Origin of the sequence: Pseudomonas palmensis (assembly GCF_017848315.1) — a bacterium.
GTDB lineage: Bacteria > Pseudomonadota > Gammaproteobacteria > Pseudomonadales > Pseudomonadaceae > Aquipseudomonas > Aquipseudomonas palmensis.
The window spans coordinates 1-26,247 of the sequence record NZ_JAFKEC010000056.1; the positions used below are offsets into that span (position 1 = coordinate 1).

Consider the following 26,247-nt stretch of genomic DNA (forward strand, 5'->3'; position numbering starts at 1 on the left):
ACGTGGCGTGGTCGGCGCAGTACAAGGCGTGGGGTGAGGTGAAACAAGAACGTTCGGCCTGGGCGAAACAGGTGGGGTTGAACAACCCGATCCGCTTTCAGGGCCAGTATCACGACCATGAGACGGGACTGCACTACAACCGGTATCGGTACTATGATCCGGCGGTTGGGCGGTTTGTTGGGCAGGATCCGATCAGTTACTTTGGTGGGTTGAACCTGTTCATATATGCGCCGAATCCGATTGACTGGATAGATCCATTTGGGCTGGCTAAACGGGGACCTAAGACCAATGGTGAAGGGCCGCATAACCAAGTCATTCATGCTTGGGGGCGAGAGGTTCAAGCATCAGGGGGTACCGTTCTAGCTGGAGGTGGCGTTGAAAAAGAGAATTTAATTAAAACTCCTGGAGGTAATAAAGAGGGACGCCGGCCGGACATTATCTATAGAGATGCTGATGGCAAAGTTGTCTATGGGAATGTAGGGAAAGTCAAAGCTGATGGGAGCACACCAGTCCCGCGCGAGCAAAAAGCTATGGAAGACTTACGTACCAAAACTTTAGGTGTCGATAGACCAGCTGATGTTCAATTTCGACCTTATAACAAAAATTGTCCGTCGAGGTGAGTCATGGAAAAAACAGTTTTTATGGATTTTCAAGAGTACATTGGAGTGGTTAATGAGTTGAGGGATGAAACTGGGTTTGGAGTGTATATCTCATACCGAATGAATGAACCATTTCTACTTGTAAAAGATAGGGGCTTTGTAAGGCTCGATTCATTTGAGCTCTTTCCTCAGATGAAAATAATAATGGGCTCAGATCGCGACTTTTCCTTCAAGGGGAAAGCCCAGATTGAAGTTGACAGGAAGGATAAAGTTGGTTTTGTTCGTGCTTGCTATGGGGGGGAAGACGAATATGCTATTGGAGCAACAATTTTTAGTGGTGATAAATCTGAGTCTGAAAAAGTTATTGATCGTGTACTGACAAGAATTTTGAAGAAAATAGCACGCAAAGGTGTTAAGGACTCAGGGGGGAATGTTAGTTATGTTACCGATCGATATTACTGGACCGAAGGAGCGTTTGTTTCAGGGAAGAACTGGCATTTGTTCCTTGGGCGGGGAGTGGATAGGCCGAAAAACTCTTGTCCTGGATACTTTCCGAAGTAGCAAGTTTTTGGGGTTACTTAATTTTATGGTCGCGTAGGCTTGCTTTTTAAGATTGGTTCCTCTCTATCCGTCCGGGAATCTCAGCCGCCAACTGCACAGGAGTACGCAGGTAGGTCACTTAGTACCCATTTGGCTGTTTAAAAAGATGCGGCGACGGCAACCACAAGGCCGAGTTCATCTATAACGCCCTTGGGCGGCACTTGCACAAGCATTCGGCGGCGCATTACTAGAACAAACCTGAAGCCGGTACTGGCTGGAACCAGCTGGAGCGAGCCAAGCGCCAGCGCGAGCTGAACTGCGGCTTCACCCTGTTCGGCTGGGACGGCGACACCCTCGCCTGGGAAAGCTCGCCTGCGCAGGATGAAGGTGACACCGGGCGCACGGTGCACTACCTGTACGAACCGGGCAGCTTTGTGCCGGTGGCGCAGGCTCTGCGCAAGGCCCCGATACGGTTGTACAAGGAGCCGGACTGGAGCAACCGCCCCTACGACATCGATCAGGACCCGCTCTGGCGGCAAGCGGCCTCACCACAACCCTTTGATGCGATTGCCTGGTACCAGTGTGACCACCTGGGTACGCCGATGGAGCTGACCGACCACAACGGCGACGTGGCGTGGTCGGCGCAGTACAAGGCGTGGGGTGAGGTGAAACAAGAACGTTCGGCCTGGGCGAAACAGGTGGGGTTGAACAACCCGATCCGCTTTCAGGGCCAGTATCACGACCATGAGACGGGTCTGCACTACAACCGGTATCGGTACTATGATCCGGAGGTTGGTCGGTTTATTGGGCAGGATCCGATCAAGTATCTGGGCGGGGCAAACTTGTTTGCTTATGCCCCGAATCCAATCTTCTGGATTGACCCGCTGGGGCTGGCGAAGAAGCAACCGGTAAGGGAGGTCAATGGGTGTCCGATTATTGGTACGGGGCAGAAAACTGGTGGGGAAGGGCATGCGCAGATGTCGGAAGACATCGCGGAACAGATGGCCATGAGTGGGAATTATGAGCGGGTGGGTGTGAACGTTGCTGTTAAAACTGTGACTGGTGTTCCTACAGATCCGATTACACGTCCTGATGTGACGGGGCTGCGTAAGGATGGCAAGGTAGATATCGTTGAGGTGCCATCGCCTACCGATCAGTCACACAAGCTAAGAGCGAAGGGACAGAACACCTTGCAAGGCTTAGGTGATCGTGCTGGTGCATACAGAGAAACGGAAAAAACACGTCGGAGTAATTAAATGGTTACAGCTTACAATTTTCTAGTGGCTCATCCTCGGCCCGGCCACGATTTGAGTATGTCTATGTCGTACTCAGTGATGAAAGAGTGGATGCAGAAAATGGGAGGCAGGATTGATCGCTATGGCGGGAAAAATGGCGGTGTGATTAAGTTTAGTGAAGGAAAGTTAATTAAGGAGTTGGGAGGGGGCAAGATAGAATCGATTGAACTATATTCTGAGCGTATTTTGGAAAAGGGGGAGGTGCGTGAGACACTGAATTGTGAATGCTCTGCTGTACTAGCAAAAGATGTAGGTCTGGTTCTTTCAGTTTCTTCAGGAAGATCGAATATTTCAAATTTGGTAAATTCGTTTTTCGAGTATTCTGAATGGTGTGCGTCATTTGATTATGCTTACGCCTATTCCGAAAATCATGCGTATGGGTTTGGTTATGCGCAAGGTATACATACAGTTGATGAGAGTCACCCGTTAACATGGTCAGGCGGGGATGAGGTTATTATGTGGTTGAAGATGCAGTGGGCTGGAAAGCAAGATTTTTATATTCGAGATGTTTATGCGGTAAATCTATTTTCTCCTCGAAAATTGAGCGCGCTGCCTTCTAACAAACTGCATCAGCTTAAGTCTGCCATGGTTCGATATGGTGAATGCTCCGTCAAGGAGGGTTTCACTGTGTGGATATTGAACGAAAGCGAGCGAGAGATGGCTCGAAAAGAGCTCGCTGAAGTCGAGCTTCTGGCAGCGTGTATGGCATAGATTATTGAATCACCTTTTCAGGCTTGAATTGCTAAAGCGCACCATCGACCGCACGACGGCGTGCGGTCCCAGTATCTGGGGCCTTTTCGACTGACTGCACCACTACTACAACGATGACAAGCTCAAGGTCGAGTACAGCTATGACGCCCTCGGGCGACGGTTGCACAAGCATTCGACGGCGCATTACTGGAACAAGCCTCAGGTGGGGGCCGGCTGGAATGAGCTGGAGCGAGCCAAGCGCCAACGCGAGCTGAACTGCGGTTTCACCCTGTTCGGCTGGGACGGCGACACCCTCGCCTGGGAAAGCTCGCCTGCGCAGGATGAAGGTGGCACCGGGCGCACGGTGCACTACCTGTACGAGCCTGGCAGCTTTGTGCCTGTGGCACAGGCTCTGCGCAAGGCCCCGATACGGTTGTACAAGGAGCCGGACTGGAGCAACCGCCCCTACGACATCGACCAGGACCCGCTCTGGCAGCAAGCGGCCTCGCCACAACCCTTTGATGCGATTGCCTGGTACCAGTTTGACCACCTGGGTACGCCGATGGAACTGACCGACCACAACGGCGACGTGGCGTGGTCGGCGCAGTACAAGGCGTGGGGTGAGGTGAAACAAGAACGTTCGGCCTGGGCGAAACAGGTGGGGTTGAACAACCCGATCCGCTTTCAGGGCCAGTATCACGACCATGAGACGGGTCTGCACTACAACCGGTATCGGTACTATGATCCGGCGGTTGGGCGGTTTGTTGGGCAAGATCCGATTGGCTACCTGGGCGGCTTCAATCTCTACCAATATGTTCCGAATCCGATTGATTGGATCGATCCTTGGGGGCTGGCTCGGATCAAGAATGCTGTTGAAGGTGATAGGCGGCATCAAGAGTTTAATGCACGAATGAGTGCTCAGCACCCTAATGCTACGATACAGAGCGAATGTTATCTTCGAGATGCTAACGGAAAGTCAGTAAGAGACCCTGTGACGAATGAGCGGAGGAGGGTTGATACTGCAGTAATTGAGAATGGCAAGGCGGACACTTATGAGGTTACAAGTATGACTGCGGATAAGACGGATCAGCTTATGAAGGAACAGAATATCCGGGATGAGGGCGGAACGTTCATTCGTGATAGAAGTACAAAAAAACTTGTACCTGTTATGGGGATTTCAGAGGTTGTTAGGCTGCCATGACAATAAAAAATAACTTTGCTGTTTGGGGGGCGGTTAGTGAATTGGTTTCCGCTTATAAGAAAATGAATAGTGAAAATGAGTTGGTGGATGATATCGAGTCTCAGGATCTTGTGAAGAAGGCGATAGCTGCTAAGTATGATTTTTTTTATCGAAATGGGCTTTTGCTTGTAAATCCATTTTCGGAAGAAGGGGAGCTTATAGATAGGGTGTATAGGAGAAAAGATTTTTCTGATGAAGGATTTGAGCTATGTCGGAAAAAGGTACCAGCCTGGATGAGAAGTAAAGCGTCAAAGAAAAATCCTCCGGATATTTCTGCACTTGAAAAAGCCTTGAAGGACATGAGGGGGGCTTAATTGCGCAAGGTGTATGCGCAAATTTCGGAAAGTATGGCGGAAGAAATGGCCATGAGTGGGGATTGTGAAAGGGTTCATTTGAACGTTGCCGTTAATTACACGCCCTGATGTTGACTGCACCGCTACTAGGGTCTGTATGAAAAGTCTTGAGACGAAGGTCAGGCAGGACGAAAACAGCCTAGGAAGCGGAGTTTACGGGTTGTAAATGAGCATTCCGAGGTTGTTTTCAACGCAGCATCGCCGAGTATCAAGGCTTTTCGTACCGAGCCTAGAACGACAAGCTCAAGGACTAGTACAGCTATGACGCCCTTGGGCGACGGTTGCACAAGCACTCGACGGCGCATTACTGGAACAAACCTGAAGCCGGTACTGGCTGGAACCAGCTGGAGTGGGCCAAGCGCCAGCGCGAGCTGAACTGCGGCTTCACCCTGTTCGGCTGGGACGGCGACACCCTCGCCTGGGAAAGCTCGCCTGCGCAGGATGAAGGTGACACCGGGCGCACGGTGCACTACCTGTACGAACCGGGCAGCTTTGTGCCGGTGGCGCAGGCTCTGCGCAAGGCCCCGATACGGTTGTACAAGGAGCCGGACTGGAGCAACCGCCCCTACGACATCGATCAGGACCCGCTCTGGCAGCAAGCGGCCTCGCCACAACCCTTTGATGCGATTGCCTGGTACCAGTGTGACCACCTGGGTACGCCGATGGAACTGACCGACCACAACGGCGACGTGGCGTGGTCGGCGCAGTACAAGGCGTGGGGTGAGGTGAAACAAGAACGTTCGGCCTGGGCGAAACATGTGGGGTTGAACAACCCGATCCGCTTTCAGGGCCAGTATCACGACCATGAGACGGGACTGCACTACAACCGGTATCGGTACTATGATCCGGCGGTTGGGCGGTTTGTTGGGCAGGATCCGATTGGATATGCGGGCGGGTTGAACCTGTTTGCGTATACGCCGAATCCGGTTTACTGGATCGATCCATTAGGTCTTGCCGGAAATCCAGCAACGGCGACGCATGTTACGTATCAAGCAATTGATCAGCAGACAGGTAAGCCGTATATAGGTTATGCAAGTATGCCTGGGGATAGAGTCGGTGTGGATGTTGTAAAGTATCGATATGGCGGAAATTATGAGCGCTTTGGGGGGGGCGCCGGAGGTTGTATATCGTGGGTATGGTCAGGGTGGAAAGGACACTGCCAGAGGACTAGAGCAGCATTATTTCGTGGAAAACGATGGGCTAGACGGAACTGCAAACAAACAGAATCCGGTTGGGAAGAATAACAAAAGGTGTCAAGAATATACTGATGCCGCTAATCGACATTTGGATTCTCAAGGCTTCGGCGGGTCTGTAGTATGCGAGCTCTAACTAAGGGGTGGGTGATTTGAAAAAAAGAATCGTATGGAAATCTGGCCATTTCATTGTAATCAAGGTTAGGGAGAATCTTTATACCGTCGCTAGAATGACTGGGAAGACCGTTCTTTGTATCTATGATGTTTTTCGAGAGGATGATTACTGGGATGACATCGATTGGAGTGGGGTTGAAGCGCTTTTTCAGGTCTTTGTTGGGGCTGTGGTACAAAAAAATTTAGGTGTGCGTAAAATTTCTGTGGAGGGAATTCAATCTCGATTCCTCAAACTTCAGCGCTACTGGCTAAAGCCGTATACGTCATTGGATGGGGCGCACTTTAAAGGTAGTCGAGAAACGTTTTCTTTTTATGGTGGAAGACTTATAGACGTAGGAGAGGTTGAGAATCCAGAAACATATGGGGCTCCGGTAATAAAACACGATCTGTCGGTTTATGATGATCGAGAGATTATTGAAACGTATGAGCTTACAAATATGTGGGGTGATCTTGATCTTTCCGACAGATTGGCTCGCTATTACGATACAGGTGTAAATAGAGACGATCTTAAGTTTGAAGTTTTTCCGGGGCTCTGGAAGGATCGTGAAAAGCTTCGGCCTCTCACGCGCCGATTGCCGGTTCCATTGCGGTGACGAATTCGGGCAAAAACCTACCGACACCTCACGCTCTGAAATGAGCGAGTCGGCTATGCTCCGGGAGGCTCAAACGGTGGGCGCGGCGCTCACGTTATCTCGACCCCGTTAGGCGCTTCACCTCCCGCATCCCCAGCCGGGGCGAACAGCGCGAGGAAGAAACCTTCGCCTACGACGGCAGGCTGGTCCAGGTCATCAACGCCGCGAGCAAGCTGCAGTGGTTCCATGACAAGGCCGGCAACCTCGTTCGTGACACCTGCACTACCTGGCCACCGGTAGCCTGATGGTCGCGGTGTGGCAGCACGAGTACGACGCCCTCAGCCTGCGCACCTCGACCGTGCGTCCGGATGGCCACAAGGTCAGCTGGCTGACCTACGGTAGCGGTCATCTGTTGGGCATGACGGTCGATCAGCATGAACTGCTGGCCCCAACCTGCTGGACGACAAGCACCACGAACCGACCCGTCCGCTGGAGCGTGCGCCCAGGCGTAACCGGTTGATGGACAACCTGCTGCGTGAGTATGCGGGCACGCATTACACCTATGACGAGCGGGGCAACCTGAGCCACCGGTTGCACAACGGTGTGCAGGTCCGAAAGCAGTTACTGGCATGTGAACGAAAATACAAGCGACCTCATGCGGCGTGATCGACCAGGCCATAGCGTGCCAAGGAGTTGGATCTCAAATTCTGTTACATGATGGAGCCGTTTCAGGGTGTTACCGATCTGGCATATTCGCAGGACAGCGCAGTGTCCTCAGACGTGTTGAAAACCTGCATGAATCACTACTTGCTGCACGATGATCTTCTGGACGTGAGTCAGGGCCACCAATACAGTGCACAACGCGAGATTCTTGTAGCCTCCAGTGATGGACATCGAAACCGAATGTCAAAAACGCGTGTCATCGGCACAACGCTTTCTGCAATCGCTTCTGCAGAGAAGGAACTGAACAGAACGTTCCCCACATCCTTTTCCCGCTGGCTGCTTGCCAACAATGGACGGTCATTGGGTGGCCTGGTGGTGTTCCCCGTGTTCGACAGCCGAGACCCGAGGAAGACCTGGGACTCGATCGTCCGAAATTACACGTCAGGGTGGCAGGCGTGGCTGGAAAATTTCTCGCAATCGCCTGAGCGTTTTGCACCGCTGTTGCCCTTCGCAGAGTTTGGAACAGGTGATTATTATTGCTTCGATTATGACGCGCAAGGCGCCTCAGGCGAACCTGCCGTGGTGTTGTGGGATCATGAAACGGGCAGTGCCCGCCGTGTTGCGGATGACTTTGAGCAGTGGCTGAGTAGCGTTGATCCTGCTCCTTAACGATCATCAGTAGCCCTGGATGGCTTGAATGTTTGACAGCGACTATGAGGATCTGGGCTGCCCAGCGTGATACCCGCTCGATGACGCCCGCGTTCCCACGACATGCAACGGCATGTTGATGTTCAGCCCTCTTCCAATCAGGCACCATCGGACGTGAGTGCAAAGGCCTGCACCTCCACACGTAATACATCCCATCACACAAGGACGGACCCACCTCATGAAAGACATTGTTCGCCTGGGCGATGCCACCACCCACGGTGGCGTGGTACTCGAAGCCTTTTCCAACACCAACCTCAATGGCAAGCCGATTGCCGGGGTAGGGCACAGCGTCAGTTGCCCCCTGTGCAAAGGGGTATTTCCCATTGCCGAGGGCAGCAGCACCTACAGCGTCGGCGGTACGCCCGTGGCGCTGGATGGCATGAAGACCGCCTGCGGCGCCGCGCTGATCGCCAGTGGCCCCAAGGGCGCAGTCATCAGCTAGGCATTGCCCGCAACGTGCACTTTCCCCCCCGGCCGCACCGCCAGTCGCGACGATGGCCGGGGTACCCAATTGTGTCTACAATCAGCTCCTTTGATTGACCTACTTACTGGAGCTCACGTTTTGGCTCAATACGTCTACACCATGCATCGGCTGAGCAAAGTTGTGCCGCCGAAGCGGGAAATCCTCAAGAACATTTCGCTGTCCTTTTTCCCCGGCGCCAAGATCGGCGTGCTCGGCCTCAACGGTTCGGGTAAATCCACCCTGCTGAAAATCATGGCCGGCGTCGACACCGAGTTCGACGGCGAAGCGCGTCCGATGCCCGATCTGAATGTCGGCTACCTGCCGCAAGAGCCGCAACTGGACCCCACCAAGACCGTGCGTGAAGTGGTCGAAGAGGCCGTCAGCGTGATCAAGGACGCCCAGGCCCGCCTGGACGAGGTCTACGCCGCCTATGCCGACCCGGACGCCGACTTCGACAAGCTGGCCGCCGAACAGGCCAAGCTGGAAGCGATCCTGCAGGCCAGCGACGGTCACAACCTCGAGCGCCAGCTGGAAGTCGCCGCCGACGCGCTGCGCCTGCCGGCCTGGGATGCCAAGGTCGAACACCTGTCCGGTGGCGAGAAGCGCCGCGTGGCCCTGTGCCGCCTGCTGCTGTCGGCCCCCGACATGCTGCTGCTCGACGAACCGACCAACCACCTGGATGCCGACTCGGTCGCCTGGCTGGAGCACTTCCTGCACGACTTCCCGGGCACCGTGGTCGCTATTACCCACGACCGTTACTTCCTGGACAACGTCGCCGGCTGGATTCTGGAACTCGACCGCGGCGCCGGTATTCCTTACGAGGGCAACTATTCGGGTTGGCTGGAAGCCAAGTCGGACCGCCTGGCCCAGGAGTCCAAGCAGCAGTCGGCCCATGAAAAGGCCATGAAGGAAGAACTGGAATGGGTGCGCAAAGGTGCCAAGGCCCGCCAGTCCAAATCCAAGGCGCGTCTGCAACGCTTCGAAGAAATGCAGTCGCAGGAATTCCAGAAGCGCAGCGAAACCAACGAGATCTACATCCCGGCCGGCCCGCGCCTGGGTGACAAGGTCATCGAGTTCAAGAACGTCACCAAGGGCTACGGCGACCGCGTTCTGATCGACAACCTGTCGTTCAGCATGCCAAAAGGCGCCATCGTCGGTGTGATCGGCGGTAACGGCGCCGGTAAATCGACCCTGTTCCGCATGCTGATGGGCAAGGAGCAACCGGACTCGGGCAGCATCGAGATCGGTGAAACCGTGCAACTGGCCTGCGTCGACCAGAGCCGCGAAGACCTGGACGGCGGCAAGACCGTGTTCCAGCAGATCTCCGACGGTTCCGACCAGATCCGCATCGGCAACTACGAGATCCCGGCGCGTACCTACGTGGGGCGCTTCAACTTCAAGGGCGGCGACCAGCAGAAGTTCGTCAAGGACCTCTCCGGTGGTGAGCGTGGCCGCCTGCACCTGGCGTTGACGCTCAAAGAGGGCGGCAACGTGCTGCTGCTCGACGAACCGTCCAACGACCTCGACGTCGAAACCCTGCGTTCGCTGGAGGAAGCCCTGCTGGACTTCCCGGGCGCCGCTATCGTGATCTCTCACGATCGGTGGTTCCTTGACCGTGTGGCTACCCACATCCTGGCCTACGAAGACGATTCGCAGGCGGTGTTCTTCGAAGGCAACTACACCGAGTACGAAGCCGATCGCAAGAAGCGCCTGGGTGAAGCCGCTGCCCAGCCGCACCGGGTACGGCACAAGAAACTGGCATGACCTTCACGGTCTTGCACTGAAATGGGGCCTTCGGGCCCCGTTTTTTTTTGCCTGGAATCCGGGTGAATCCTTCGCCGGCAAGGCCGGCTCCTACAGGGTTGTGCGGCCTGCTGTAGGAGCAGGCTTTGCCGGCGAAGGTGTATACATTTATAGAAATGCACCATTTATTTCCATAAAAACGACATTTTGCCCTGTTGCGGTGCGAGTGGTTCTTGGTAAAGTCCTGAAAAAACTAATAAGTCCAACTCTATCTGGTGAATGTCTAAATGATCGAATCCGTCGAAGACTTCCTCGCACGCCTGCAAAAACGCGACCCTGCCCAGCCCGAGTTCCATCAGGCCGTGGAAGAGGTACTGCGCAGCCTGTGGCCCTTCCTCGAAGCCAACCCGCACTACCTGCAGGCCGGTATTCTCGAACGCATGGTCGAGCCGGAGCGGGCCATTCTGTTCCGTGTATCGTGGGTCGACGACCAGGGCAGGGTGCGTGTCAACCGCGGCTACCGCATCCAGATGAGCAGCGCCATCGGCCCATACAAGGGCGGCCTGCGTTTCCACCCTTCGGTGAACCTCGGCGTGCTGAAGTTCCTGGCCTTCGAACAGGTACTCAAGAATTCCCTCACCTCGCTGCCCATGGGCGGCGGCAAGGGCGGCTCGGACTTCGACCCCAAGGGCAAGAGCGACGCCGAAGTCATGCGCTTCTGCCAGGCATTCATGAGCGAGCTGTACCGCCACATCGGCGCCGACCTCGACGTGCCGGCCGGTGACATCGGCGTAGGTGGTCGCGAAATCGGCTTCCTGTTCGGCCAGTACAAGCGCCTGGCCAACCAGTTCACCTCGGTGCTGACCGGCAAGGGCATGAACTACGGCGGCAGCCTGATTCGCCCCGAAGCCACCGGCTACGGCTGCGTGTACTTCGCCGAAGAAATGCTCAAGCGCGACGGCCTGCGCATCGACGGTCGCCGTGTGGCCATCTCCGGCTCCGGCAACGTGGCGCAATATGCCGCGCGCAAGGTCATGGACCTGGGCGGCAAGGTCATCTCGCTGTCCGACTCCGAAGGCACCCTGTACTGCGAAGCCGGCCTGAACGATGCGCAGTGGGATGCGCTGATGGAGCTCAAGAACGTCAAGCGCGGCCGCCTGAGCGAGCTGGGCGGCGAGTTCGGCCTGGAGTTCCGCGCCGGCCAGCGCCCATGGAGCCTGGCCTGCGACATCGCCCTGCCGTGCGCCACCCAGAACGAGCTGGACGCCGAAGACGCCCGCACCCTGCTGCGCAACGGCTGCATCTGCGTGGCCGAAGGCGCCAACATGCCGACCACCCTGGACGCCGTGGACCTCTTCATCGAGGCCGGCATCCTGTTCGCCCCGGGCAAGGCCTCCAACGCCGGCGGCGTGGCCGTCAGCGGCCTGGAGATGTCGCAGAACGCCATGCGCCTGCTGTGGACGGCCGGCGAGGTGGACAGCAAGCTGCACAACATCATGCAGTCGATCCACCATGCCTGCGTGTACTACGGCGAAGAGAACGGCCGCATCAACTACGTCAAGGGCGCCAACATCGCCGGCTTCGTCAAGGTTGCCGACGCCATGCTGGCCCAGGGCGTGGTCTAGGCCTGCGGCTCGATGGCGACGACCTCGATCAGTTGATCACCCGCCGGTCGTCGCCACAGCACCTCGTCACCGGGCGCTGCCCCCAGCAGTGCCCGGCCCAGGGGTGACCCCCAGTTGATCAGGCCACTGGCGGCATAGGCCTGGTCTTCGCCGACCAGTTGCACTTCATGCTGGCGGCCTTCTTCATCGACAAACACCACCCGGCTACCGATCTGCACCTTGCTCTGCGAGGTGGCGGGTGCGGCCACCTGGGCGCTCTGCACGCGGGCGCTGAAGTAGCGCAGGTCGCGCTCGACCTCGGCCAGGCGTTGTTTGTCGGGGTCGCCCAGCAGCGTGCTGCGCAGGGTCTCCAGTTCGCTGACCCGCTGCTTGAGCAGGGTCAGGCCCTGGGCGGTGACGTGGTTGGGTTGTTCGCTGATGCGCCGCTCTACCGGTTGATTGGCCTGATCGGCGGCCTGGTCTTCGTTGACGAATGCTCGGCTCATGGTTGGCCTCCTTTGTAGGAAGACCATGATGCGCGGTCACCGGTTGCATCGAATGTTCGAGGGCGACCTATTGGCGTCGATAGGCGCGGGCGGCGTCGCGGTCCTTTTCCTGCTGCCACTGCTGGTCGCGCTCGTCCCAGTGGCGGCTGCGGTAGGTGTCCTGGTCCTGGCTCTGCTGCATGGCCTGGCACTGGCGAAAGCCGTCGTCCCAGCCAGTCTCGTACTGGCGGTCGTGCAGATAGCGCGGCACGTCCTTGCGAAACTCGCCCATCATCACGCCTGCGGCCTGGTGGCCGCTGCTGCAACCGGCCTGGAAGCCGTCGGCGTAGGGGGCAGGGTAGCCTTGCTCGATCAGTTGATCGTGGGTGCTGGCGCAACCGCCCAGCATCATTGCCACCAGTACCCAGTGCCCGCGCATGTTCGAACTCTCCACCTGTTGGGGGGAAGTCTAGGTGCTGGTGTGTGCAAGAGAGGTCAAAAAGATGTCAAACAATTGGATCGCATCGCGGGTCAAGCCCGCTCCCACAAGGTTTCTCACTGCCCTTGTGGGAGCGGGCTTGACCCGCGATGACTTCAGTAGTTGTACCACTTCACCTCGAGCATCACCTCGTTCTGCGCCGTCGCCAGCTGGCTGAACTCGCGCCTGGCACTCAGGCGCAGGCCCAGGTTGCGCGACAGTTCCCACTGCTGGTTGAGGCTCAGGCTGCGGCGGACCTCGCCATTGGTGAAGTAGTCGCCCTTGGCCTCCAGGCTCAGGTTGCCCAGCCCGTTGCGCCACAGCACGCCGGTGTTGAACCCTGCCGCGGGTGCGATGAACCCGGCAAAGTCATTGTTGTGCTCCACCCGCACCGTGCCCAGGGCAAACCCGAGCATGTCCTCGCCCAACTGCCAGGTGCCCCCGGCGCCGCCATTCACATGGCTGACCAGCACCTCGTTCTCATGCTTGCCCAGCACCCGTTCCAACCCGCCGGCCACCTGCCACGACCACGGCTTGAGCAGGTCGTTGCGCGGCGTCAGCGAGCGGATCGTGGCCAGGTCCAGGCGCTGCACCTGCCAGTCGTTGTGTTCGTACTGGCGCACCTTCAGTTGCAGGATCTCGATCTGCGCCCCCAGCGGGAAGCCGTAGGCGTTGTCGTTGAGGTCGTGATAGGCCATGCGCAGCCCGTACTCGGCAAAGGCCCGGTCTTCTCGGGTACCCACGCCCAGCTGCCAGGTGCGCGACTCGTGGCCGTCCTCCGGCAGCCCGGGGCGTTCGATCTGCAACGGCGGTGGCGGGTTGCGGTTGATCGCGCGCAGCAACTCGAAGCTGCGCCTGGCCCGCTCCGGGTCGCGCTCCAGGCCATTGGCGCGGTAGCGCTCCAGGCGATAGGCGGCGTCCTGCACCAGCGCCTGGCGCTCGCGCGGCAGCTCGGTGAAGGCGGGGCTCTGCAGCTGCGCGGTGTCGGCGCTCACGGCCAGCACCTGCTGCTGTTCGGCATGGTCCAGCGGTTTGGCCCGCTCCAGCAGCTCGCGCTCGCGCGATGGGCGGTAGTCGGTACGCGCCACCAGCCCGGACTGTTTCACCGCCTTGACCGTGTCGGTGGGGATCGCCGTGAGCGGGAACTGCGAGGTCAGGTCCAGGCTCGGCCGTGCCACCTGCAGCAGTTCGAGCAGGCGATACGAGCAGTTTTCGTCGAAGAAGAAATAGTCGAACTGGATCTGCTTGAGTTCCCAGATGTGCTCGACCATGCGCCCGGTTTCCTCGGGCGTGAGGTTCAGCCGGTATTCCCACAGGTCGCGGTTTTCCAGGCTGCGGTATTCGGACAGCTTCTCCTGGTAGGGCACCAGCGCGAACAGGCCGGGGTAGCCGCCCATCAGGCCCTTCCAGGCATACAGGATGCTGTTGTCGTTGCCCTCGATGTAGGCGCCGAAGTTGATCGCGTAGCTCAGCAGTGCGGTGTTGTCGCTTTGCACGTCGGCCTGGTCGATACGCAGCAGCGTGTGCCCGAACATCGACGAGGGGCTGTTCAGGTAGGCGGCCGGGAAGATCATCACCGCGCTGTGCGGCGACACATCCGAGTACCACTGGGTGTAGGCCTTGCAGTCCGGCGCCGGCAGGTCGGTGAGCTGCAACTGCTCGCGCAGCCAGCGGGTGCGCGCCGGGAATACGCATTGCGCGTGCTGGTCGCCCAGGCTGGCCGGGGCGTACAGCGCCTCATAGGTGGCGCGCAGTTCCTGGTCAGGGTGGTGCGCACCGTCCTTGGCCAGGAAGAATTTGGGGTCGTCCACGTAGCTGCGCCATCCGCCGAGCTTGGCGGTTTCGTAATGGCCCAGGGAGATCCAGTAGCGGTCGTTGGCCAGTGCGTGCAGACGAGCATCGTCCAGCACGGTGGCAGCGTGCAGCGGGGCGCAGGCACAGAGCGCCAGGTAGGCAAGGCGTTTGAGCATGTCGGGCAACTACGTCTGAATGATGCCGATAGAGGCGGGCAAACAAACCCGCCCCGTGGTCGGGGCGGGTGTGCCGAGCTTAGGCCGGGGTTGCGTATTTGGCCAGACGGGCGTCGCTTTTCAGGACGGCAAGGGTGTTGGTGTGAACATCTTCAGCGGTAGCGTCGGCTGTGGTGAAGATTTCCTGGAAGTGCTGGTGGGTCACGGCCGCGAAGTGCGCACGGTCTTCCGGTGCGACGCCCAGTACCACCGCGTAGGTGGTCAGTGCTTCGCCCTGGCCTTGCGCCATGTCTTCGGACAGCTCGTTCATCATGCCATTCATGGCGAACCAGGATTTGCCGCCATAGGTCAGCGACGCATTGGTGGAGCAGCCGTTGGTGCCCGAGGTCATGCCGAAGGTGGCGTTGCCCGAGGTACCGTTGGTGGTGGATGCGAGGAAGTGAGCCGGCGTGCCGCGTTGGCCCTCGAACAGCATGTTGCCCCAGCCGCAGTCCGGGCCGCCTGGCGCCTGGGCCATGGCGTTGAGCGAAACCGCGGTGAACAGAGTACCCAGAAGAATCCGTTTCATAGCATTGTTCTCTTTCTGATGTTCAAACCAAAGGTCAGGGTTATCTGGCATGTCTGTAGGACTAGTTGCCAGGACGGGTCGGTTGTTTACCCAGCCGCGCAGTTTGGAGTTTAGGCACGATCTAAGGGTTCCGTGATTAATTGCAAAAGATTGCTTGAAATAATTGACGCGGAGCAGGTTTTCGACCCTGCGCGCTAAAGCGTTGAAGAGCCTTGCAAGCCGGGCGCAGGCGGCGCCAGAATGCCGTCATCCGCCCCGCCGAAGTAAGGAAGCCCGATGCCCGATCCTGTTGCTGCGAGCCTGCGTCTTGCGCCCGAAGCCCTGACCCGGCCGTTTTCCGCTGAACAGTTCGATTTTTCCACCACCAATGATCTGGAGCCCTTTCGCGGTGTGCTAGGCCAGGAACGTGCAGTCGAAGCCTTGCAGTTCGGCGTCGCCATGCCACGCCCCGGTTACAACGTGTTTGTCATGGGCGAGCCGGGCACCGGCCGCTTCTCGTTCGTCAAGCGCTACCTCAAGGCAGAAGGCAAGCGCCTGCAGACGCCGTCCGACTGGCTGTACGTCAACAACTTCGACGAGCCCCGCGAGCCCAAGGCGTTCGAGCTGCCGGCCGGCAGTGCCGGGGCCTTCATTGCCGATATCGGGGGGCTGATCGACAACCTGCTGGCGACCTTTCCGGCGGTGTTCGAGCACCCGTCCTATCAGCAGAAGAAAAGCGCCATCGACCGCGCCTTCAACCAGCGCTACGACCGTGCCCTGGATGTGATCGAGCGCGCCTCGCTGGAAAAGGACGTGGCCCTGTACCGCGACAGCAGCAACGTCGCCTTCACCCCCATGGCCGATGGCAAGGCGCTGGATGAGGCCGAGTTCGCCCAGTTGCCTGAGGCCGAGCGCGAGCGTTTCCACGAGGACATCGCCGCGCTGGAAGAGCGCCTCAACGAAGAGCTCGCCAGCCTGCCGCAGTGGAAGCGCGAGTCGAACAACCAGCTGCGCCAGCTCAACGAAGAAACCATCACCCTGGCCCTGCAGCCCTTGCTGGCCCCGCTGTCGGAGAAGTACGCCGAGAACGCTGCGGTGTGCGCCTACCTGCAGGCCATGCAGGTCAACCTGCTGCGCACCGTGGTCGAGCAACTGGTCGACGACAGCAAGACCGACGCGGTGGCGCGCAAGATGCTCGAAGAGCAGTACGCCCCCAGCCTGGTGGTCGGCCATCACGCCAGCGGCGGCGCGCCCGTGGTGTTCGAGCCGCACCCTACCTACGACAACCTGTTCGGCCGCATCGAATACGGCAACGACCAGGGCGCGCTGTACACCACCTATCGCCAGTTGCGCCCGGGGGCGCTGCACCGCGCCAATGGCGGGTTCCTGATTCTGGAAGCCGAGAAGATGCTCGGCGAGCCGTTCGTGTGGGATGCGCTCAAGCGCGCCCTGCAATCGCGCAAGCTGAAGATGGAGTCGCCGCTGGGCGAGTTCGGTCGCCTGGCCACCGTCACCCTCACCCCGCAGATGATCCCGCTGCAGGTCAAGGTGATCATCATCGGCGCCCGCCAGCTGTACTACGCGCTGCAGGACCACGACCCGGACTTCCAGGAGATGTTCCGGGTGCTGGTGGACTTCGACGAAGACATTCCCATGGTCGAGGAGAGCCTGGAGCAGTTCGCCCAGTTGCTCAAGACCCGCACCAGCGAGGAGGGCATGGCCCCGCTGACCGCCGATGCGGTGGCGCGCCTGGCCACCTACAGCGCCCGCCTGGCCGAGCACCAGGGGCGCCTGTCGGCGCGCATCGGCGACCTGTTCCAGCTGGTCAGCGAGGCGGATTTCATTCGCCACCTGGCCAACGACGAGATGACCGACGCCGGGCACATCGAGCGGGCGCTCAAGGCCAAGGCCACGCGTACCGGGCGGGTATCGGCGCGGATTCTCGACGACATGCTGGCCGGGATCATCCTGATCGACACCGAAGGCGCGGCGGTGGGCAAGTGCAACGGCCTGACCGTGCTGGAGGTGGGCGATTCGGCGTTCGGCGTGCCGGCGCGGATTTCCGCCACGGTTTACCCGGGCGGCAGCGGCATCGTGGATATCGAGCGTGAGGTCAACCTGGGCCAGCCGATCCACTCCAAGGGCGTGATGATCCTCACCGGGTACCTGGGCAGCCGCTATGCCCAGGAATTCCCCCTGGCGATTTCGGCCAGCATCGCGCTGGAGCAGTCCTACGGCTATGTGGATGGCGACAGCGCATCGCTGGGCGAGGCCTGCACGCTGATCTCGGCCCTGTCGAAAACCCCGCTCAAGCAGTGCTTTGCGATCACTGGCTCGATCAACCAGTTCGGTGAAGTGCAGGCGGTGGGCGGGGTCAACGAGAAGATCGAGGGCTTCTTCCGCCTGTGCGAGGCTCGTGGCCTGACCGGTGAGCAGGGCGCGATCATCCCGCGGGCCAACGTGGCCACGCTGATGCTCGACGAGCGCGTGCTGCAGGCGGTGCGCGCCGGGCAATTCCATGTGTACGCAGTCAGCCAGGCCGACGAGGCCCTGAGCCTGCTGGTGGGCGAGCCGGCCGGGCAGCCGAACGAGGAGGGCGAGTTCCCCGAGGGCAGCATCAATGCGCGGGTGGTCGAGCGGTTGCGGGTGATTGCCGAGATGATCAGCGAAGAGGACCTCAAGGAAGCCGAGAAGGAGCAGGCCGAAGAGGCGCTGGCGCAGGTGAAGCCTTCCTGACCGCGGTGGGTTCTTCGCCCGTAATGCCGGCTCCCACACGTGGGAGTCGGCATTACGGGCGAAGGGGGCAGTTCGGCGCACGGCACATGACCGCTCGGCGCCGACCGCTTGTCGCCGGCGGATTTCTTCTATCCTCAAGGCATGGACCGTCGTGCGCAAAAGGATCGAAACCAGCCTGGCCACAGGCTACGCAACGCCTCACCGAGGACCGTCGCCATGCCGCGTACCCTCAGCCTTACCCGTCAATGCCTGGGCCTGGTGACCCGCATTGAGTGCCGTATCCGCCCGCTGGCCGGTGACACCGGCATGTGGACACTGCTGTTCGCCGCCGGCATGGCCGGCGAGCAACCCTCCGCGATCAAGGCCCAGGGGCCGTTTCACGGGCCGTTCGTGGCCGAGTCGGTGCTCAGCGCGATTGTCGACAGCCTGACCCTGCACGGCTACCAGGTGGCCGACGACCCGCAGATCTGGTGCGTGCACCTGCAGGCGCAGCTGCGTCGCATCAACGGCGAGCGGGTTCATCATGTGGGTGACCTGCAGTCCAACCCCGACACCTGAGCCGACCGGATCATCCACTGGCCTGTGGCAGCGTGTCGCGGGCTTTTCCTGTCACAGGTGGCTGCTATACTCGCGCTCGTTTTTTTCCAGCCACCTGGTGATCTGCTCAATGGAACGCTTTATCGAAAATGCGATGTACGCCTCGCGCTGGCTGCTCGCACCCATCTATTTTGGCCTGTCCCTGGGGCTGCTGGCGTTGGCGCTGAAGTTCTTTCAGGAGATCTTCCATGTGCTGCCCAACGTCTTCTCGCTGGCCGAGTCCGACCTCATCCTGGTACTGCTGTCGCTGATCGACATGGCCCTGGTGGGCGGCCTGCTGGTGATGGTGATGATCTCCGGCTACGAGAACTTCGTCTCGCAGCTGGATATCGCCGAAGGCACCGAAAAGCTCAACTGGCTGGGCAAGATGGACTCTTCCTCGCTGAAGATGAAGGTGGCCGCCTCGATCGTGGCGATCTCCTCCATCCACCTGCTGCGGGTGTTCATGGACGCGCGCAACATCGAGACCCAGTACCTGATGTGGTACGTGATCATCCACATGACCTTCGTGGTCTCGGCGTTCGCCATGGGCTACCTGGACAAGATGACCAAGCACTGACCTGCGGGGTATCACGCCTTGTCAGCCGCCCGTCCGTTGCATAACGGACGGGCGGTTGCGTTTCTGGCTTGTGCTTTGGTCGATGCTGTACAAAAAATGAACGGCCTGTGGAATGTTCCAGTAGCGAGGTATCGCAATGAACCTGCATGAACTGAACAGCGAGGCCAGGGCCGGCCGGGTGGACGAACTGAACCTGATCGCCATCGAAGGGGGGGACTTCGTGCTCGAGGCCCGGGTCAAGGGCAAGGCGCACCCGTTGCTGGATGCCAAGGGGGTACGTCTCAAGGTGCACTCGGTGGTCGATGGCCAGCGCCTGCTCAATGGCTTGCCCGCCGTGCCGTTGCACCTGGTGCACTGGTCGGTGCAGGACGAGATGTGCGGCCTGCACGGCACCCCCGAAGAAGACCTCAAGGTGCCGATGCCGCGACGTACTGCCTGGTAGCTGAACTGCTTTGCCGCAGTGTGCTAGGCTGCTTGCCCTTTTCACAGCGGGCGCGGCTTTTGTGCGCCCTGTAGCGGAGCAGAAACATGTCCGAACTCAACCTGTCCACCGACGAAACCCGCGTCAGCTACGGCATTGGCCGTCAGCTGGGTGGCCAGCTGCGTGACAACCCGCCACCGGGCGTCAACCTGGACGCGATCCTGGCCGGTCTGACCGACGCCTTCAATGGCCAGGCCAGCCGCGTCAGCGAAGAAGACCTGTCGGCCAGCTTCAAGGTCATCCGTGAAATCATGCAGGCCGAAGCGGCTGCCAAGGCCGAAGCGGCCGCTGGCGAAGGCAAGGCCTTCCTGGCCGAGAACGCCAAGCGTGACGGCATCACCACCCTGGCCTCGGGCCTGCAGTTCGAAGTACTGACTGCCGGTGAAGGCGCCAAGCCAAGCCGTGAAGACAGCGTGCGCACCCACTACCACGGCACCCTGATCGACGGCACCGTGTTCGACAGCTCCTACGAGCGTGGCCAGCCGGCAGAATTCCCGGTCGGCGGCGTGATCGCTGGCTGGACCGAGGCCCTGCAACTGATGAACGCGGGCAGCAAATGGCGCCTGTACGTACCGAGCGAGCTGGCTTACGGCGCCCAGGGCGTTGGCAGCATCCCGCCGCACAGCGTGCTGGTGTTCGACGTCGAGCTGCTGGACGTACTGTAATACCTCTTCGCCGGCAAGGCCGGCTCCTACAGGGTCAGCGCGTACCCGTGTAGGAGCCGGCCTTGCCGGCGAAGCGTTTTCAGTTCCACTGCGCGCCACCCCCAGGGCGCAACGCCCGGGCATAGCAGAACAGGAACAGATTCCTCACCAGCTCCTTGAGCACCACAGGCTCGCTCGAATTCAACCCGTGAAGATCCAGGTCGCCCTGGTCGCGCAGTTCGCCCAGCGCGTCTTCTTCGAGCACGGCGCATACCTCGCCGGTTTCGCGGTGCAGGATGCGCAGGTACGGATGGGGGCGGTCAAGCCAGGCGTCTATCAGATAAGTCATGGCTATTCTCCTTGAAAGCGTTCAATGAGAATAATTCTTATTATCAAAATAGCAAGTGACTATTGGATTTTTCTTGCGATTACCGCCGGGCGGTAGGGTCGAGGCTGCGAGTGCAGCCCCGGGCAGGCAGGGGTCAGACCTTGCGCACGAATTCCGATTTCAGCTTCATCGGGCCGATGCCGTCGATCTTGCAGTCGATGTCGTGGTCGCCGTCGCACAGGCGGATGTTCTTGACCTTGGTGCCGACCTTGACCACCAGCGAGGTGCCCTTGACCTTGAGGTCCTTGATCACGGTGATGGTGTCGCCGTCCTGCAGGACGTTGCCCACCGAATCCTTCTTCACCGCTTCGTCGCTGGCCGCTTCGGCTTCACCGCTGGCCGACCACTCGTGGGCGCACTCGGGGCAGATCAGCTGGCTGGCGTCTTCGTAGGTGTATTCGGAGTTGCATTTGGGGCAGGGTGGCAAAGTGCTCACTACGGTTCCTCAGGACTACGTGCAGAAAACCCACATTGTATAGGGTTTTGCCGGCCAGAGGAAAAGCAGGCCCATCGAGCGATGGGCCGGGGCAGGGGATCAGTGCGTGCGGGCGACGGCGAATTCGCTGAGTTCGACCAGCGCATCGCGGTATTCGCTGGCCGGCAGTACGTCCAGGCAGGCGATGGCACGGGCCACGTAGTCACGCGCCATCTGTGCGGTGTACTCCAGCGCGCCGGCGGCCTCCACTGCGTTGCGGATGCTCTCCAGGTCTTCAAGGCCACCTTTCTGGATGGCCTGGCGCACCAGCGCCGCCTGCTCGGGGGTGCCTTCGCGCATGGTGTAGATCAGCGGCAGGGTCGGCTTGCCTTCGGCCAGGTCGTCACCGACGTTCTTGCCCAGGGTCTCTGCGTCGCCCTTGTAGTCGAGCAGGTCGTCGACCAGCTGGAAGGCCACGCCCAGGTGGTCGCCGAAGGTACGCAGGGCTTCGCGCTGTTCATCGCTGGCGCCGGCCAGTGCGGCGGCGCTGTGGGTGGAGGCTTCGAACAGCATGGCGGTCTTGCCGCGGATGACGTCCATGTAGACTTCCTCGGTGGTGCTGGCGTCGCGAATGCGCGACAGCTGCAGCACTTCACCCTCGGCAATCACGCGGGTGGCCTTGGAGAGGATCTGCATGACCGGCATCGAGCCCAGCTCGACCATCATCTCGAACGAGCGCGAGTACAGGAAGTCGCCCACCAGCACGCTTGGCGCGTTGCCCCACAGGGCATTGGCGGTGGAGCGGCCACGGCGCATGCCCGACATGTCGACCACGTCGTCATGCAGCAGGGTGGCGGTGTGCAGGAACTCGATGGTGGCTGCCAGCAGGCGCAGGTCGTCGCCTTCGCGGCCCAGTGCCTTGCCGCACAGCAAAACCAGCAGCGGGCGCAGACGCTTGCCCCCGGCCGAGGTAATATAGTCGCCGATTTTCGATACCAGCGGCACACGCGAAGTCAGCTGCTTCTTGATGATCTCGTCAACGGCGCTGAAGTCGTCCGCTACCGCACGGTAGAAAGCTTGGGGTTGCATCGGCCACAGGTGCTCCATAAGGGTTGCGCGGCATGCTAGGTTGCGGGTCCCGGCGTGTCAAGGCGCACTGCCCGTGGGGTCAATGGCCACACTTGCAAGGCAAAGCTGGCTTGCGTACAATCGCGCACCCTGAACTTCCTGGGCAGCACCTGCCTTACGCAATTGCACTGGGCCGTTCCAGCCCTATGCAGCCATGCCAGCCAATACTCTTCCTATAAAGAGCTGGGTGAGCAGGATTATCGGAGAAATACCCATGTACGCAGTAATTGTTACCGGTGGCAAGCAGTACAAAGTCGCCGAAGGTGAATACCTGAAAATCGAAAAACTGGAAGTCGCCACTGGCGAATCCGTGACTTTCGACCGCGTTCTGTTGGTTGCCAATGGCGACGACGTGAACATCGGCGCTCCAGTCGTTGCTGGTGCCAAGGTTGTTGCTGAAGTGATCTCGCAAGGTCGTCACGACAAAGTGCGCATCATCAAGTTCCGCCGCCGTAAGCACCACATGAAGCGTATGGGCCACCGCCAGTGGTTCACCGAAATCAAGATCACCGGTATTTCGGCTTAATCGCCCAAATCCCCATTTCTGGAGAATTGAACCATGGCACACAAAAAAGCTGGTGGTAGTACCCGTAACGGTCGCGACTCAGAAGCCAAACGCCTTGGCGTGAAGATGTATGGCGGCCAGGCTATCATCCCGGGCAACATCATCGTGCGTCAGCGCGGCACCCAATTCCACGCTGGCTACGGCGTTGGCATGGGCAAGGATCACACCCTGTTCGCCAAGATCGCGGGTAAGATCAAGTTCGAAGTAAAAGGCGCCTTCGGTCGTCGTTACGTGAGCGTCGTTGCCGAGTAATCGCGCGATCGCTGGAAAAGCCCTGTCTCGCGACGGGGCTTTTTCGTTTGTGGGGTGAGTCTCTTGCAAAGCTGTTTGTATGGGCTGCCGGCGCTGGTGTTCTGGCCGTATCGGGGCCGCCGCGCTCACTTTTGCAAGAGCCTTATGTCTTTGTGTCACTCAGCTCGTCCAACTGACGAGAGGCGGTTTTTATGAAGTTTGTTGACGAAGTATCGATCAAGGTCAAGGCCGGTGACGGCGGTAACGGTTGCATGAGCTTCCGCCGCGAGAAGTTCATCGAGAACGGTGGCCCCAACGGTGGCGATGGTGGCGACGGCGGCTCGGTGTACATGGTTGCCGACGAAAACCTCAACACCCTGGTCGACTACCGCTACACCCGTCACTTCGAGGCCCAGCGCGGCTCCAATGGCGGCAGCACCGACTGCACCGGCAAGAAGGGCGACGACCTGATCCTGCGCGTACCGGTCGGCACCACCGTGATCGACGCGGGCACCCAGGAAGTGATCGGCGACCTGGTCAAGGCCGGGCAGAAACTGATGGTGGTGCAGGGCGGCTGGCACGGCCTGGGCAACACCCGTTTCAAGTCCAGCACCAACCGTGCGCCACGCCAGACCACCCCGGGCAAGCCCGGCGAGCAGCGTGACCTGAAACTGGAAATGAAAGTGCTGGCCGACGTCGGCCTGCTGGGCTTGCCCAATGCCGGCAAATCCACCTTCATCCGTTCGGTGTCGGCCGCCAAGCCGAAAGTCGCCGACTACCCGTTCACCACCCTGGTGCCGAACCTGGGCGTGGTCAGCGTCGACCGCTGGAAGAGCTTCGTCATCGCCGACATCCCCGGCCTGATCGAAGGCGCTTCGGAAGGCGCCGGCCTGGGTATCCGCTTCCTCAAGCACCTGGCGCGTACCCGCCTGCTGCTGCACCTCGTCGACCTGGCCCCGCTGGATGAAAGCAGCAGCGCCGACGCCGCCGAAGTCATCGTCAACGAGCTGACCCGCTTCAGCCCGTCGCTGGCCGAGCGTGACCGCTGGCTGGTGCTGAACAAGACCGACATGCTGATGGACGACGAGCGCGACGAGCGCGTCAAGGAAGTGGTCGAGCGCCTGCAGTGGGAAGGCCCGGTGTACGTCATCTCGGCGATCTCCAAGCAGGGCACCGAGCAGCTCAGCCGCGACATCATGCGCTACCTCGAAGACCGTGCCGACCGCCTGGCGGCCGACCCGGCCTACCGCGACGAGCTGGCCGACCTCGACCAGCGCATCGAAGACGAGGCCCGTGCCCAGCTGCAGGCCCTGGACGACGCGCGCGCCCTGCGCCGTACCGGCGTCAAGAGCGTGCACGACATCGGCGACGATGATGACGATGACGACTGGGAAGACGACGAAGACGGCCCGGAAATCATTTACGTGCGCGACTGATTCGTTGCAGTACACTAAACGCCGCTTTTTCAAGCGGCGTTTTGGTATCTAAAGATCTCTATAGGTTGGAAGAAGATGCGGAGCAAGGTGACGGGTGCGCAGCGCTGGGTCGTGAAAATCGGCAGCGCGTTGCTGACGGCGGATGGCAAGGGCCTGGACCGCGCGGCGATGGGCGTGTGGGTCGAGCAGATGGTGGCCCTGCATGAGGCAGGGGTCGAGTTGGTGCTGGTCTCTTCGGGGGCCGTGGCTGCCGGCATGAGCCGCCTGGGCTGGAGCAAGCGACCGAGTGCGATGAACGAGCTGCAGGCTGCCGCCTCCATCGGCCAGATGGGCCTGGTGCAGGCCTGGGAGTCGAGCTTTGCCGAGCATGGCCGGCACACCGCGCAGATCCTGCTGACCCACGACGACCTCTCCGACCGCAAGCGTTACCTCAACGCCCGCAGCACCCTGCGTACCCTGGTGGAGCTGGGCGTGGTACCGGTGATCAACGAGAACGACACCGTGGTCACCGACGAGATCCGCTTCGGCGACAACGACACCCTGGCCGCACTGGTGGCCAACCTGGTGGAAGCCGACCTGCTGGTGATCCTCACCGACCGCGACGGCATGTTCGATGCCGACCCGCGCAACAACCCCGAAGCCCAGCTGATCTACGAGGCGCGCGCCGATGACCCGGCGCTGGACGCCGTGGCCGGCGGCACCGGTGGCGCACTGGGGCGTGGCGGCATGCAGACCAAGCTGCGTGCGGCGCGCCTGGCCGCGCGGTCGGGGGCGCACACCATCATCGTCGGCGGGCGCATCGAGCGCGTGCTCGACCGCCTCAAGGCCGGCGAGCGCCTGGGCACCTTGCTCTCGCCCGAGCGCGGCATGCTCGCGGCACGCAAGCAATGGCTGGCCGGGCACCTGCAGACCCGCGGCACCCTGGTGCTGGACGCCGGTGCGGTGCAGGCCTTGCGCCAGGCCAACAAGAGCCTGCTGCCGGTGGGCGTCAAGACCGTGCAGGGCAGTTTCCGGCGTGGCGAGATGGTCGTGTGCGTAGGGCCGGACGGCCTTGAGGTGGCCCGCGGCCTGGCCAACTACAGCGCGCTGGAAGCGCAGAAGATCATCGGCCAGTCATCCGAGGCCATCGAGGCCGTGCTGGGCTACAGCGCCGAGCCGGAACTGGTGCACCGCGACAACCTGATTCTGGTATGAGGAAATGAGCGTGATCAAAGGGATTTTTGCAGCCGCCTTGCTGGCCTTGCCGATGCTGGCCGGTGCCGAGGAAATCGGCCAGGTGTCGACGGTGTTCAAGTTCGTCGGGCCCAACGACCGCATCGTGGTCGAGGCGTTCGACGACCCCAAGGTGGAGGGCGTGACCTGCTACCTGTCGCGCGCCAAGACCGGCGGCGTGAAGGGTGGGCTGGGGTTGGCCGAAGACCGTGCCGAGGCGTCGATCGCCTGCCGTCAGGTGGGGCCGATCCGCTTCAAGGGCGAGCTCAAGGATGGCGATGAAGTGTTCAAGGAGCGCACCTCGCTGGTGTTCAAGACCATGCAGGTGGTGCGCTTTCTGGACAAGAAGCGCAACACGCTGGTGTACCTGGTGTACAGCGACCGCCTGATCGAAGGCAGCCCGCAGAACGCGGTGACGGCGATTCCGATTCTGCCTTGGGCGCAGTGATCGGGCACCGCGTCGCCCCTTTCGCCGGCAAGGCCGGCTCCTACAGGCGACGATAACCCCGTAGGAGCCGGCCTTGCCGGCGAAGGGGCC

26 protein-coding genes and 4 pseudogenes are annotated in these 26,247 nt (G+C 60.2%); 23 read left to right on the top strand and 7 right to left on the bottom strand.

Annotated elements, in window-relative coordinates:
* The 13 genes and pseudogenes from JZZ72_RS22550 to gdhA form a co-directional block, all read left to right on the top strand.
* A partial coding sequence (locus JZZ72_RS22550) for an RHS repeat-associated core domain-containing protein (RefSeq protein ID WP_210015180.1) occupies nt 1-620 on the top strand: 620 nt, incomplete at its 5' end.
* 3 nt (nt 621-623) lie between these two features.
* Nucleotides 624-1,160 (top strand): hypothetical protein, encoded by a 537-nt coding sequence (locus JZZ72_RS22555; RefSeq protein WP_153046135.1) that lies wholly within the window; start codon nt 624-626, stop codon nt 1,158-1,160.
* Nucleotides 1,161-1,339: 179 nt separating this feature from the next.
* Nucleotides 1,340-2,041 (top strand): annotated as a pseudogene (locus JZZ72_RS28135) (RHS repeat domain-containing protein); the annotation flags it as partial.
* 411 nt (nt 2,042-2,452) lie between these two features.
* Entirely contained in the window at nt 2,453-3,145 is a 693-nt protein-coding gene (locus JZZ72_RS22565; RefSeq protein WP_153046136.1) for a hypothetical protein, read from the top strand.
* A 106-nt stretch (nt 3,146-3,251) separates the two neighbouring features.
* Nucleotides 3,252-3,983, top strand: a pseudogene (locus JZZ72_RS28140) (RHS repeat-associated core domain-containing protein); the annotation flags it as partial.
* A gap of 338 nt (nt 3,984-4,321) precedes the next feature.
* Complete coding sequence (locus JZZ72_RS22575) at nt 4,322-4,678, top strand: hypothetical protein (protein ID WP_146095001.1); 357 nt, start codon at nt 4,322-4,324, stop codon at nt 4,676-4,678.
* Between the two features lie 293 nt (nt 4,679-4,971).
* A pseudogene (locus JZZ72_RS28145) lies at nt 4,972-5,673 on the top strand (RHS repeat-associated core domain-containing protein); the annotation flags it as partial.
* Nucleotides 5,674-6,062: 389 nt separating this feature from the next.
* On the top strand, nt 6,063-6,677 hold the full coding sequence (locus tag JZZ72_RS22585; protein ID WP_210015181.1) for a hypothetical protein: 615 nt from the start codon (nt 6,063-6,065) through the stop codon (nt 6,675-6,677).
* A gap of 101 nt (nt 6,678-6,778) precedes the next feature.
* Nucleotides 6,779-7,259, top strand: a pseudogene (locus JZZ72_RS22590) (RHS repeat-associated core domain-containing protein); the annotation flags it as partial.
* Between the two features lie 90 nt (nt 7,260-7,349).
* Nucleotides 7,350-7,988 carry an SMI1/KNR4 family protein gene (locus JZZ72_RS22595; protein ID WP_236066320.1) on the top strand — a complete coding sequence of 213 codons (639 nt, stop codon included), beginning with the start codon at nt 7,350-7,352 and terminating at the stop codon, nt 7,986-7,988.
* 217 nt (nt 7,989-8,205) lie between these two features.
* A complete protein-coding gene (locus JZZ72_RS22600) occupies nt 8,206-8,469 on the top strand; it encodes a PAAR domain-containing protein (RefSeq protein WP_054916267.1) in 264 nt (87 codons plus the stop codon).
* A gap of 120 nt (nt 8,470-8,589) precedes the next feature.
* Nucleotides 8,590-10,254 carry an energy-dependent translational throttle protein EttA gene (gene ettA, locus JZZ72_RS22605; RefSeq protein WP_043860207.1) on the top strand — a complete coding sequence of 555 codons (1,665 nt, stop codon included), beginning with the start codon at nt 8,590-8,592 and terminating at the stop codon, nt 10,252-10,254.
* A 266-nt stretch (nt 10,255-10,520) separates the two neighbouring features.
* Complete coding sequence (gene gdhA, locus JZZ72_RS22610) at nt 10,521-11,858, top strand: NADP-specific glutamate dehydrogenase (protein WP_210015182.1); 1,338 nt, start codon at nt 10,521-10,523, stop codon at nt 11,856-11,858.
* On the opposite strand, the gene JZZ72_RS22615 is transcribed toward gdhA, so the two are convergent.
* The 4 genes from JZZ72_RS22615 to JZZ72_RS22630 all read right to left on the bottom strand — a co-directional run bounded on the left by JZZ72_RS22615 (nt 11,855) and on the right by JZZ72_RS22630 (nt 15,338).
* On the bottom strand, nt 11,855-12,343 hold the full coding sequence (locus JZZ72_RS22615; protein WP_054916265.1) for a GreA/GreB family elongation factor: 489 nt from the start codon (nt 12,341-12,343) through the stop codon (nt 11,855-11,857). The two genes, gdhA and JZZ72_RS22615, sit on opposite strands and share 4 nt — an antisense overlap.
* 67 nt (nt 12,344-12,410) lie before the next feature.
* Nucleotides 12,411-12,761: a hypothetical protein gene (locus JZZ72_RS22620; RefSeq protein ID WP_043860210.1), complete on the bottom strand. Its 351-nt coding sequence runs from the start codon at nt 12,759-12,761 to the stop codon at nt 12,411-12,413.
* A 155-nt stretch (nt 12,762-12,916) separates the two neighbouring features.
* Nucleotides 12,917-14,770 carry an Lnb N-terminal periplasmic domain-containing protein gene (locus tag JZZ72_RS22625; protein WP_043860211.1) on the bottom strand — a complete coding sequence of 618 codons (1,854 nt, stop codon included), beginning with the start codon at nt 14,768-14,770 and terminating at the stop codon, nt 12,917-12,919.
* Nucleotides 14,771-14,849: 79 nt separating this feature from the next.
* Entirely contained in the window at nt 14,850-15,338 is a 489-nt protein-coding gene (locus tag JZZ72_RS22630) for a DUF3015 domain-containing protein (protein WP_043860212.1), read from the bottom strand.
* A gap of 276 nt (nt 15,339-15,614) precedes the next feature.
* On the opposite strand from JZZ72_RS22630, the gene JZZ72_RS22635 reads away from it, so the two are divergent.
* From JZZ72_RS22635 to JZZ72_RS22655, 5 genes are all read left to right on the top strand, one after another.
* Nucleotides 15,615-18,053: a Lon protease family protein gene (locus JZZ72_RS22635; protein ID WP_043860213.1), complete on the top strand. Its 2,439-nt coding sequence runs from the start codon at nt 15,615-15,617 to the stop codon at nt 18,051-18,053.
* Between the two features lie 216 nt (nt 18,054-18,269).
* Nucleotides 18,270-18,611: a PA4575 family protein gene (locus JZZ72_RS22640; RefSeq protein ID WP_043860214.1), complete on the top strand. Its 342-nt coding sequence runs from the start codon at nt 18,270-18,272 to the stop codon at nt 18,609-18,611.
* A gap of 109 nt (nt 18,612-18,720) precedes the next feature.
* Complete coding sequence (locus tag JZZ72_RS22645) at nt 18,721-19,209, top strand: TIGR00645 family protein (protein WP_043860215.1); 489 nt, start codon at nt 18,721-18,723, stop codon at nt 19,207-19,209.
* A gap of 136 nt (nt 19,210-19,345) precedes the next feature.
* Nucleotides 19,346-19,651, top strand: a complete 306-nt coding sequence (locus JZZ72_RS22650; RefSeq protein ID WP_043860216.1) for a DUF6482 family protein — start codon at nt 19,346-19,348, stop codon at nt 19,649-19,651.
* An 86-nt stretch (nt 19,652-19,737) separates the two neighbouring features.
* Nucleotides 19,738-20,355, top strand: a complete 618-nt coding sequence (locus tag JZZ72_RS22655) for an FKBP-type peptidyl-prolyl cis-trans isomerase (protein WP_043860217.1) — start codon at nt 19,738-19,740, stop codon at nt 20,353-20,355.
* 79 nt (nt 20,356-20,434) lie between these two features.
* Here the strand turns inward: JZZ72_RS22655 and JZZ72_RS22660 are convergent, their stop codons facing one another.
* The 3 genes from JZZ72_RS22660 to JZZ72_RS22670 all read right to left on the bottom strand — a co-directional run bounded on the left by JZZ72_RS22660 (nt 20,435) and on the right by JZZ72_RS22670 (nt 22,226).
* On the bottom strand, nt 20,435-20,683 hold the full coding sequence (locus JZZ72_RS22660; RefSeq protein ID WP_043860218.1) for a PA4570 family protein: 249 nt from the start codon (nt 20,681-20,683) through the stop codon (nt 20,435-20,437).
* A gap of 133 nt (nt 20,684-20,816) precedes the next feature.
* Nucleotides 20,817-21,158, bottom strand: coding sequence for a zinc ribbon domain-containing protein YjdM (locus JZZ72_RS22665; protein WP_043860219.1), 342 nt, complete (start codon nt 21,156-21,158; stop codon nt 20,817-20,819).
* Between the two features lie 99 nt (nt 21,159-21,257).
* Nucleotides 21,258-22,226, bottom strand: a complete 969-nt coding sequence (locus tag JZZ72_RS22670; RefSeq protein WP_054916263.1) for a polyprenyl synthetase family protein — start codon at nt 22,224-22,226, stop codon at nt 21,258-21,260.
* Between the two features lie 253 nt (nt 22,227-22,479).
* Here JZZ72_RS22670 and rplU point away from each other — a divergent pair, with 253 nt between their 5' ends.
* The 5 genes from rplU to JZZ72_RS22695 all read left to right on the top strand — a co-directional run bounded on the left by rplU (nt 22,480) and on the right by JZZ72_RS22695 (nt 26,157).
* Nucleotides 22,480-22,791: a 50S ribosomal protein L21 gene (gene rplU, locus JZZ72_RS22675; protein WP_038614793.1), complete on the top strand. Its 312-nt coding sequence runs from the start codon at nt 22,480-22,482 to the stop codon at nt 22,789-22,791.
* 33 nt (nt 22,792-22,824) lie between these two features.
* Nucleotides 22,825-23,082 carry a 50S ribosomal protein L27 gene (gene rpmA, locus JZZ72_RS22680; RefSeq protein WP_010225698.1) on the top strand — a complete coding sequence of 86 codons (258 nt, stop codon included), beginning with the start codon at nt 22,825-22,827 and terminating at the stop codon, nt 23,080-23,082.
* A gap of 191 nt (nt 23,083-23,273) precedes the next feature.
* On the top strand, nt 23,274-24,497 hold the full coding sequence (gene cgtA, locus JZZ72_RS22685; protein ID WP_043860221.1) for an Obg family GTPase CgtA: 1,224 nt from the start codon (nt 23,274-23,276) through the stop codon (nt 24,495-24,497).
* A 75-nt stretch (nt 24,498-24,572) separates the two neighbouring features.
* Nucleotides 24,573-25,691, top strand: a complete 1,119-nt coding sequence (gene proB, locus JZZ72_RS22690) for a glutamate 5-kinase (protein ID WP_043860222.1) — start codon at nt 24,573-24,575, stop codon at nt 25,689-25,691.
* Between the two features lie 4 nt (nt 25,692-25,695).
* Entirely contained in the window at nt 25,696-26,157 is a 462-nt protein-coding gene (locus tag JZZ72_RS22695) for a CreA family protein (protein WP_078481775.1), read from the top strand.
* The last annotated feature ends 90 nt before the right edge of the window (nt 26,158-26,247 follow it).

Excerpts from the sequence above, each read along its gene's own strand:
- JZZ72_RS22600 (WP_054916267.1), top strand. The coding sequence starts at position 8,206 with ATGAAAGACATTGTTCGCCTGGGCGATGCCACCACCCACGGTGGCGTG.
- gdhA (WP_210015182.1), top strand. The coding sequence starts at position 10,521 with ATGATCGAATCCGTCGAAGACTTCCTCGCACGCCTGCAAAAACGCGAC.
- JZZ72_RS22640 (WP_043860214.1), top strand. The coding sequence starts at position 18,270 with ATGCCGCGTACCCTCAGCCTTACCCGTCAATGCCTGGGCCTGGTGACC.
- cgtA (WP_043860221.1), top strand. The coding sequence starts at position 23,274 with ATGAAGTTTGTTGACGAAGTATCGATCAAGGTCAAGGCCGGTGACGGC.
- JZZ72_RS22565 (WP_153046136.1), top strand. The coding sequence starts at position 2,453 with ATGTCTATGTCGTACTCAGTGATGAAAGAGTGGATGCAGAAAATGGGA.
- JZZ72_RS22555 (WP_153046135.1), top strand. The coding sequence starts at position 624 with ATGGAAAAAACAGTTTTTATGGATTTTCAAGAGTACATTGGAGTGGTT.
- JZZ72_RS22670 (WP_054916263.1), bottom strand. The coding sequence starts at position 22,226 with ATGCAACCCCAAGCTTTCTACCGTGCGGTAGCGGACGACTTCAGCGCC.
- JZZ72_RS22645 (WP_043860215.1), top strand. The coding sequence starts at position 18,721 with ATGGAACGCTTTATCGAAAATGCGATGTACGCCTCGCGCTGGCTGCTC.
- JZZ72_RS22655 (WP_043860217.1), top strand. The coding sequence starts at position 19,738 with ATGTCCGAACTCAACCTGTCCACCGACGAAACCCGCGTCAGCTACGGC.
- JZZ72_RS22635 (WP_043860213.1), top strand. The coding sequence starts at position 15,615 with ATGCCCGATCCTGTTGCTGCGAGCCTGCGTCTTGCGCCCGAAGCCCTG.
- JZZ72_RS22630 (WP_043860212.1), bottom strand. The coding sequence starts at position 15,338 with ATGAAACGGATTCTTCTGGGTACTCTGTTCACCGCGGTTTCGCTCAAC.
- rpmA (WP_010225698.1), top strand. The coding sequence starts at position 22,825 with ATGGCACACAAAAAAGCTGGTGGTAGTACCCGTAACGGTCGCGACTCA.
- JZZ72_RS22575 (WP_146095001.1), top strand. The coding sequence starts at position 4,322 with ATGACAATAAAAAATAACTTTGCTGTTTGGGGGGCGGTTAGTGAATTG.
- JZZ72_RS22615 (WP_054916265.1), bottom strand. The coding sequence starts at position 12,343 with ATGAGCCGAGCATTCGTCAACGAAGACCAGGCCGCCGATCAGGCCAAT.
- JZZ72_RS22625 (WP_043860211.1), bottom strand. The coding sequence starts at position 14,770 with ATGCTCAAACGCCTTGCCTACCTGGCGCTCTGTGCCTGCGCCCCGCTG.
- proB (WP_043860222.1), top strand. The coding sequence starts at position 24,573 with ATGCGGAGCAAGGTGACGGGTGCGCAGCGCTGGGTCGTGAAAATCGGC.
- JZZ72_RS22650 (WP_043860216.1), top strand. The coding sequence starts at position 19,346 with ATGAACCTGCATGAACTGAACAGCGAGGCCAGGGCCGGCCGGGTGGAC.
- rplU (WP_038614793.1), top strand. The coding sequence starts at position 22,480 with ATGTACGCAGTAATTGTTACCGGTGGCAAGCAGTACAAAGTCGCCGAA.
- JZZ72_RS22620 (WP_043860210.1), bottom strand. The coding sequence starts at position 12,761 with ATGCGCGGGCACTGGGTACTGGTGGCAATGATGCTGGGCGGTTGCGCC.
- JZZ72_RS22660 (WP_043860218.1), bottom strand. The coding sequence starts at position 20,683 with ATGACTTATCTGATAGACGCCTGGCTTGACCGCCCCCATCCGTACCTG.
- JZZ72_RS22695 (WP_078481775.1), top strand. The coding sequence starts at position 25,696 with ATGAGCGTGATCAAAGGGATTTTTGCAGCCGCCTTGCTGGCCTTGCCG.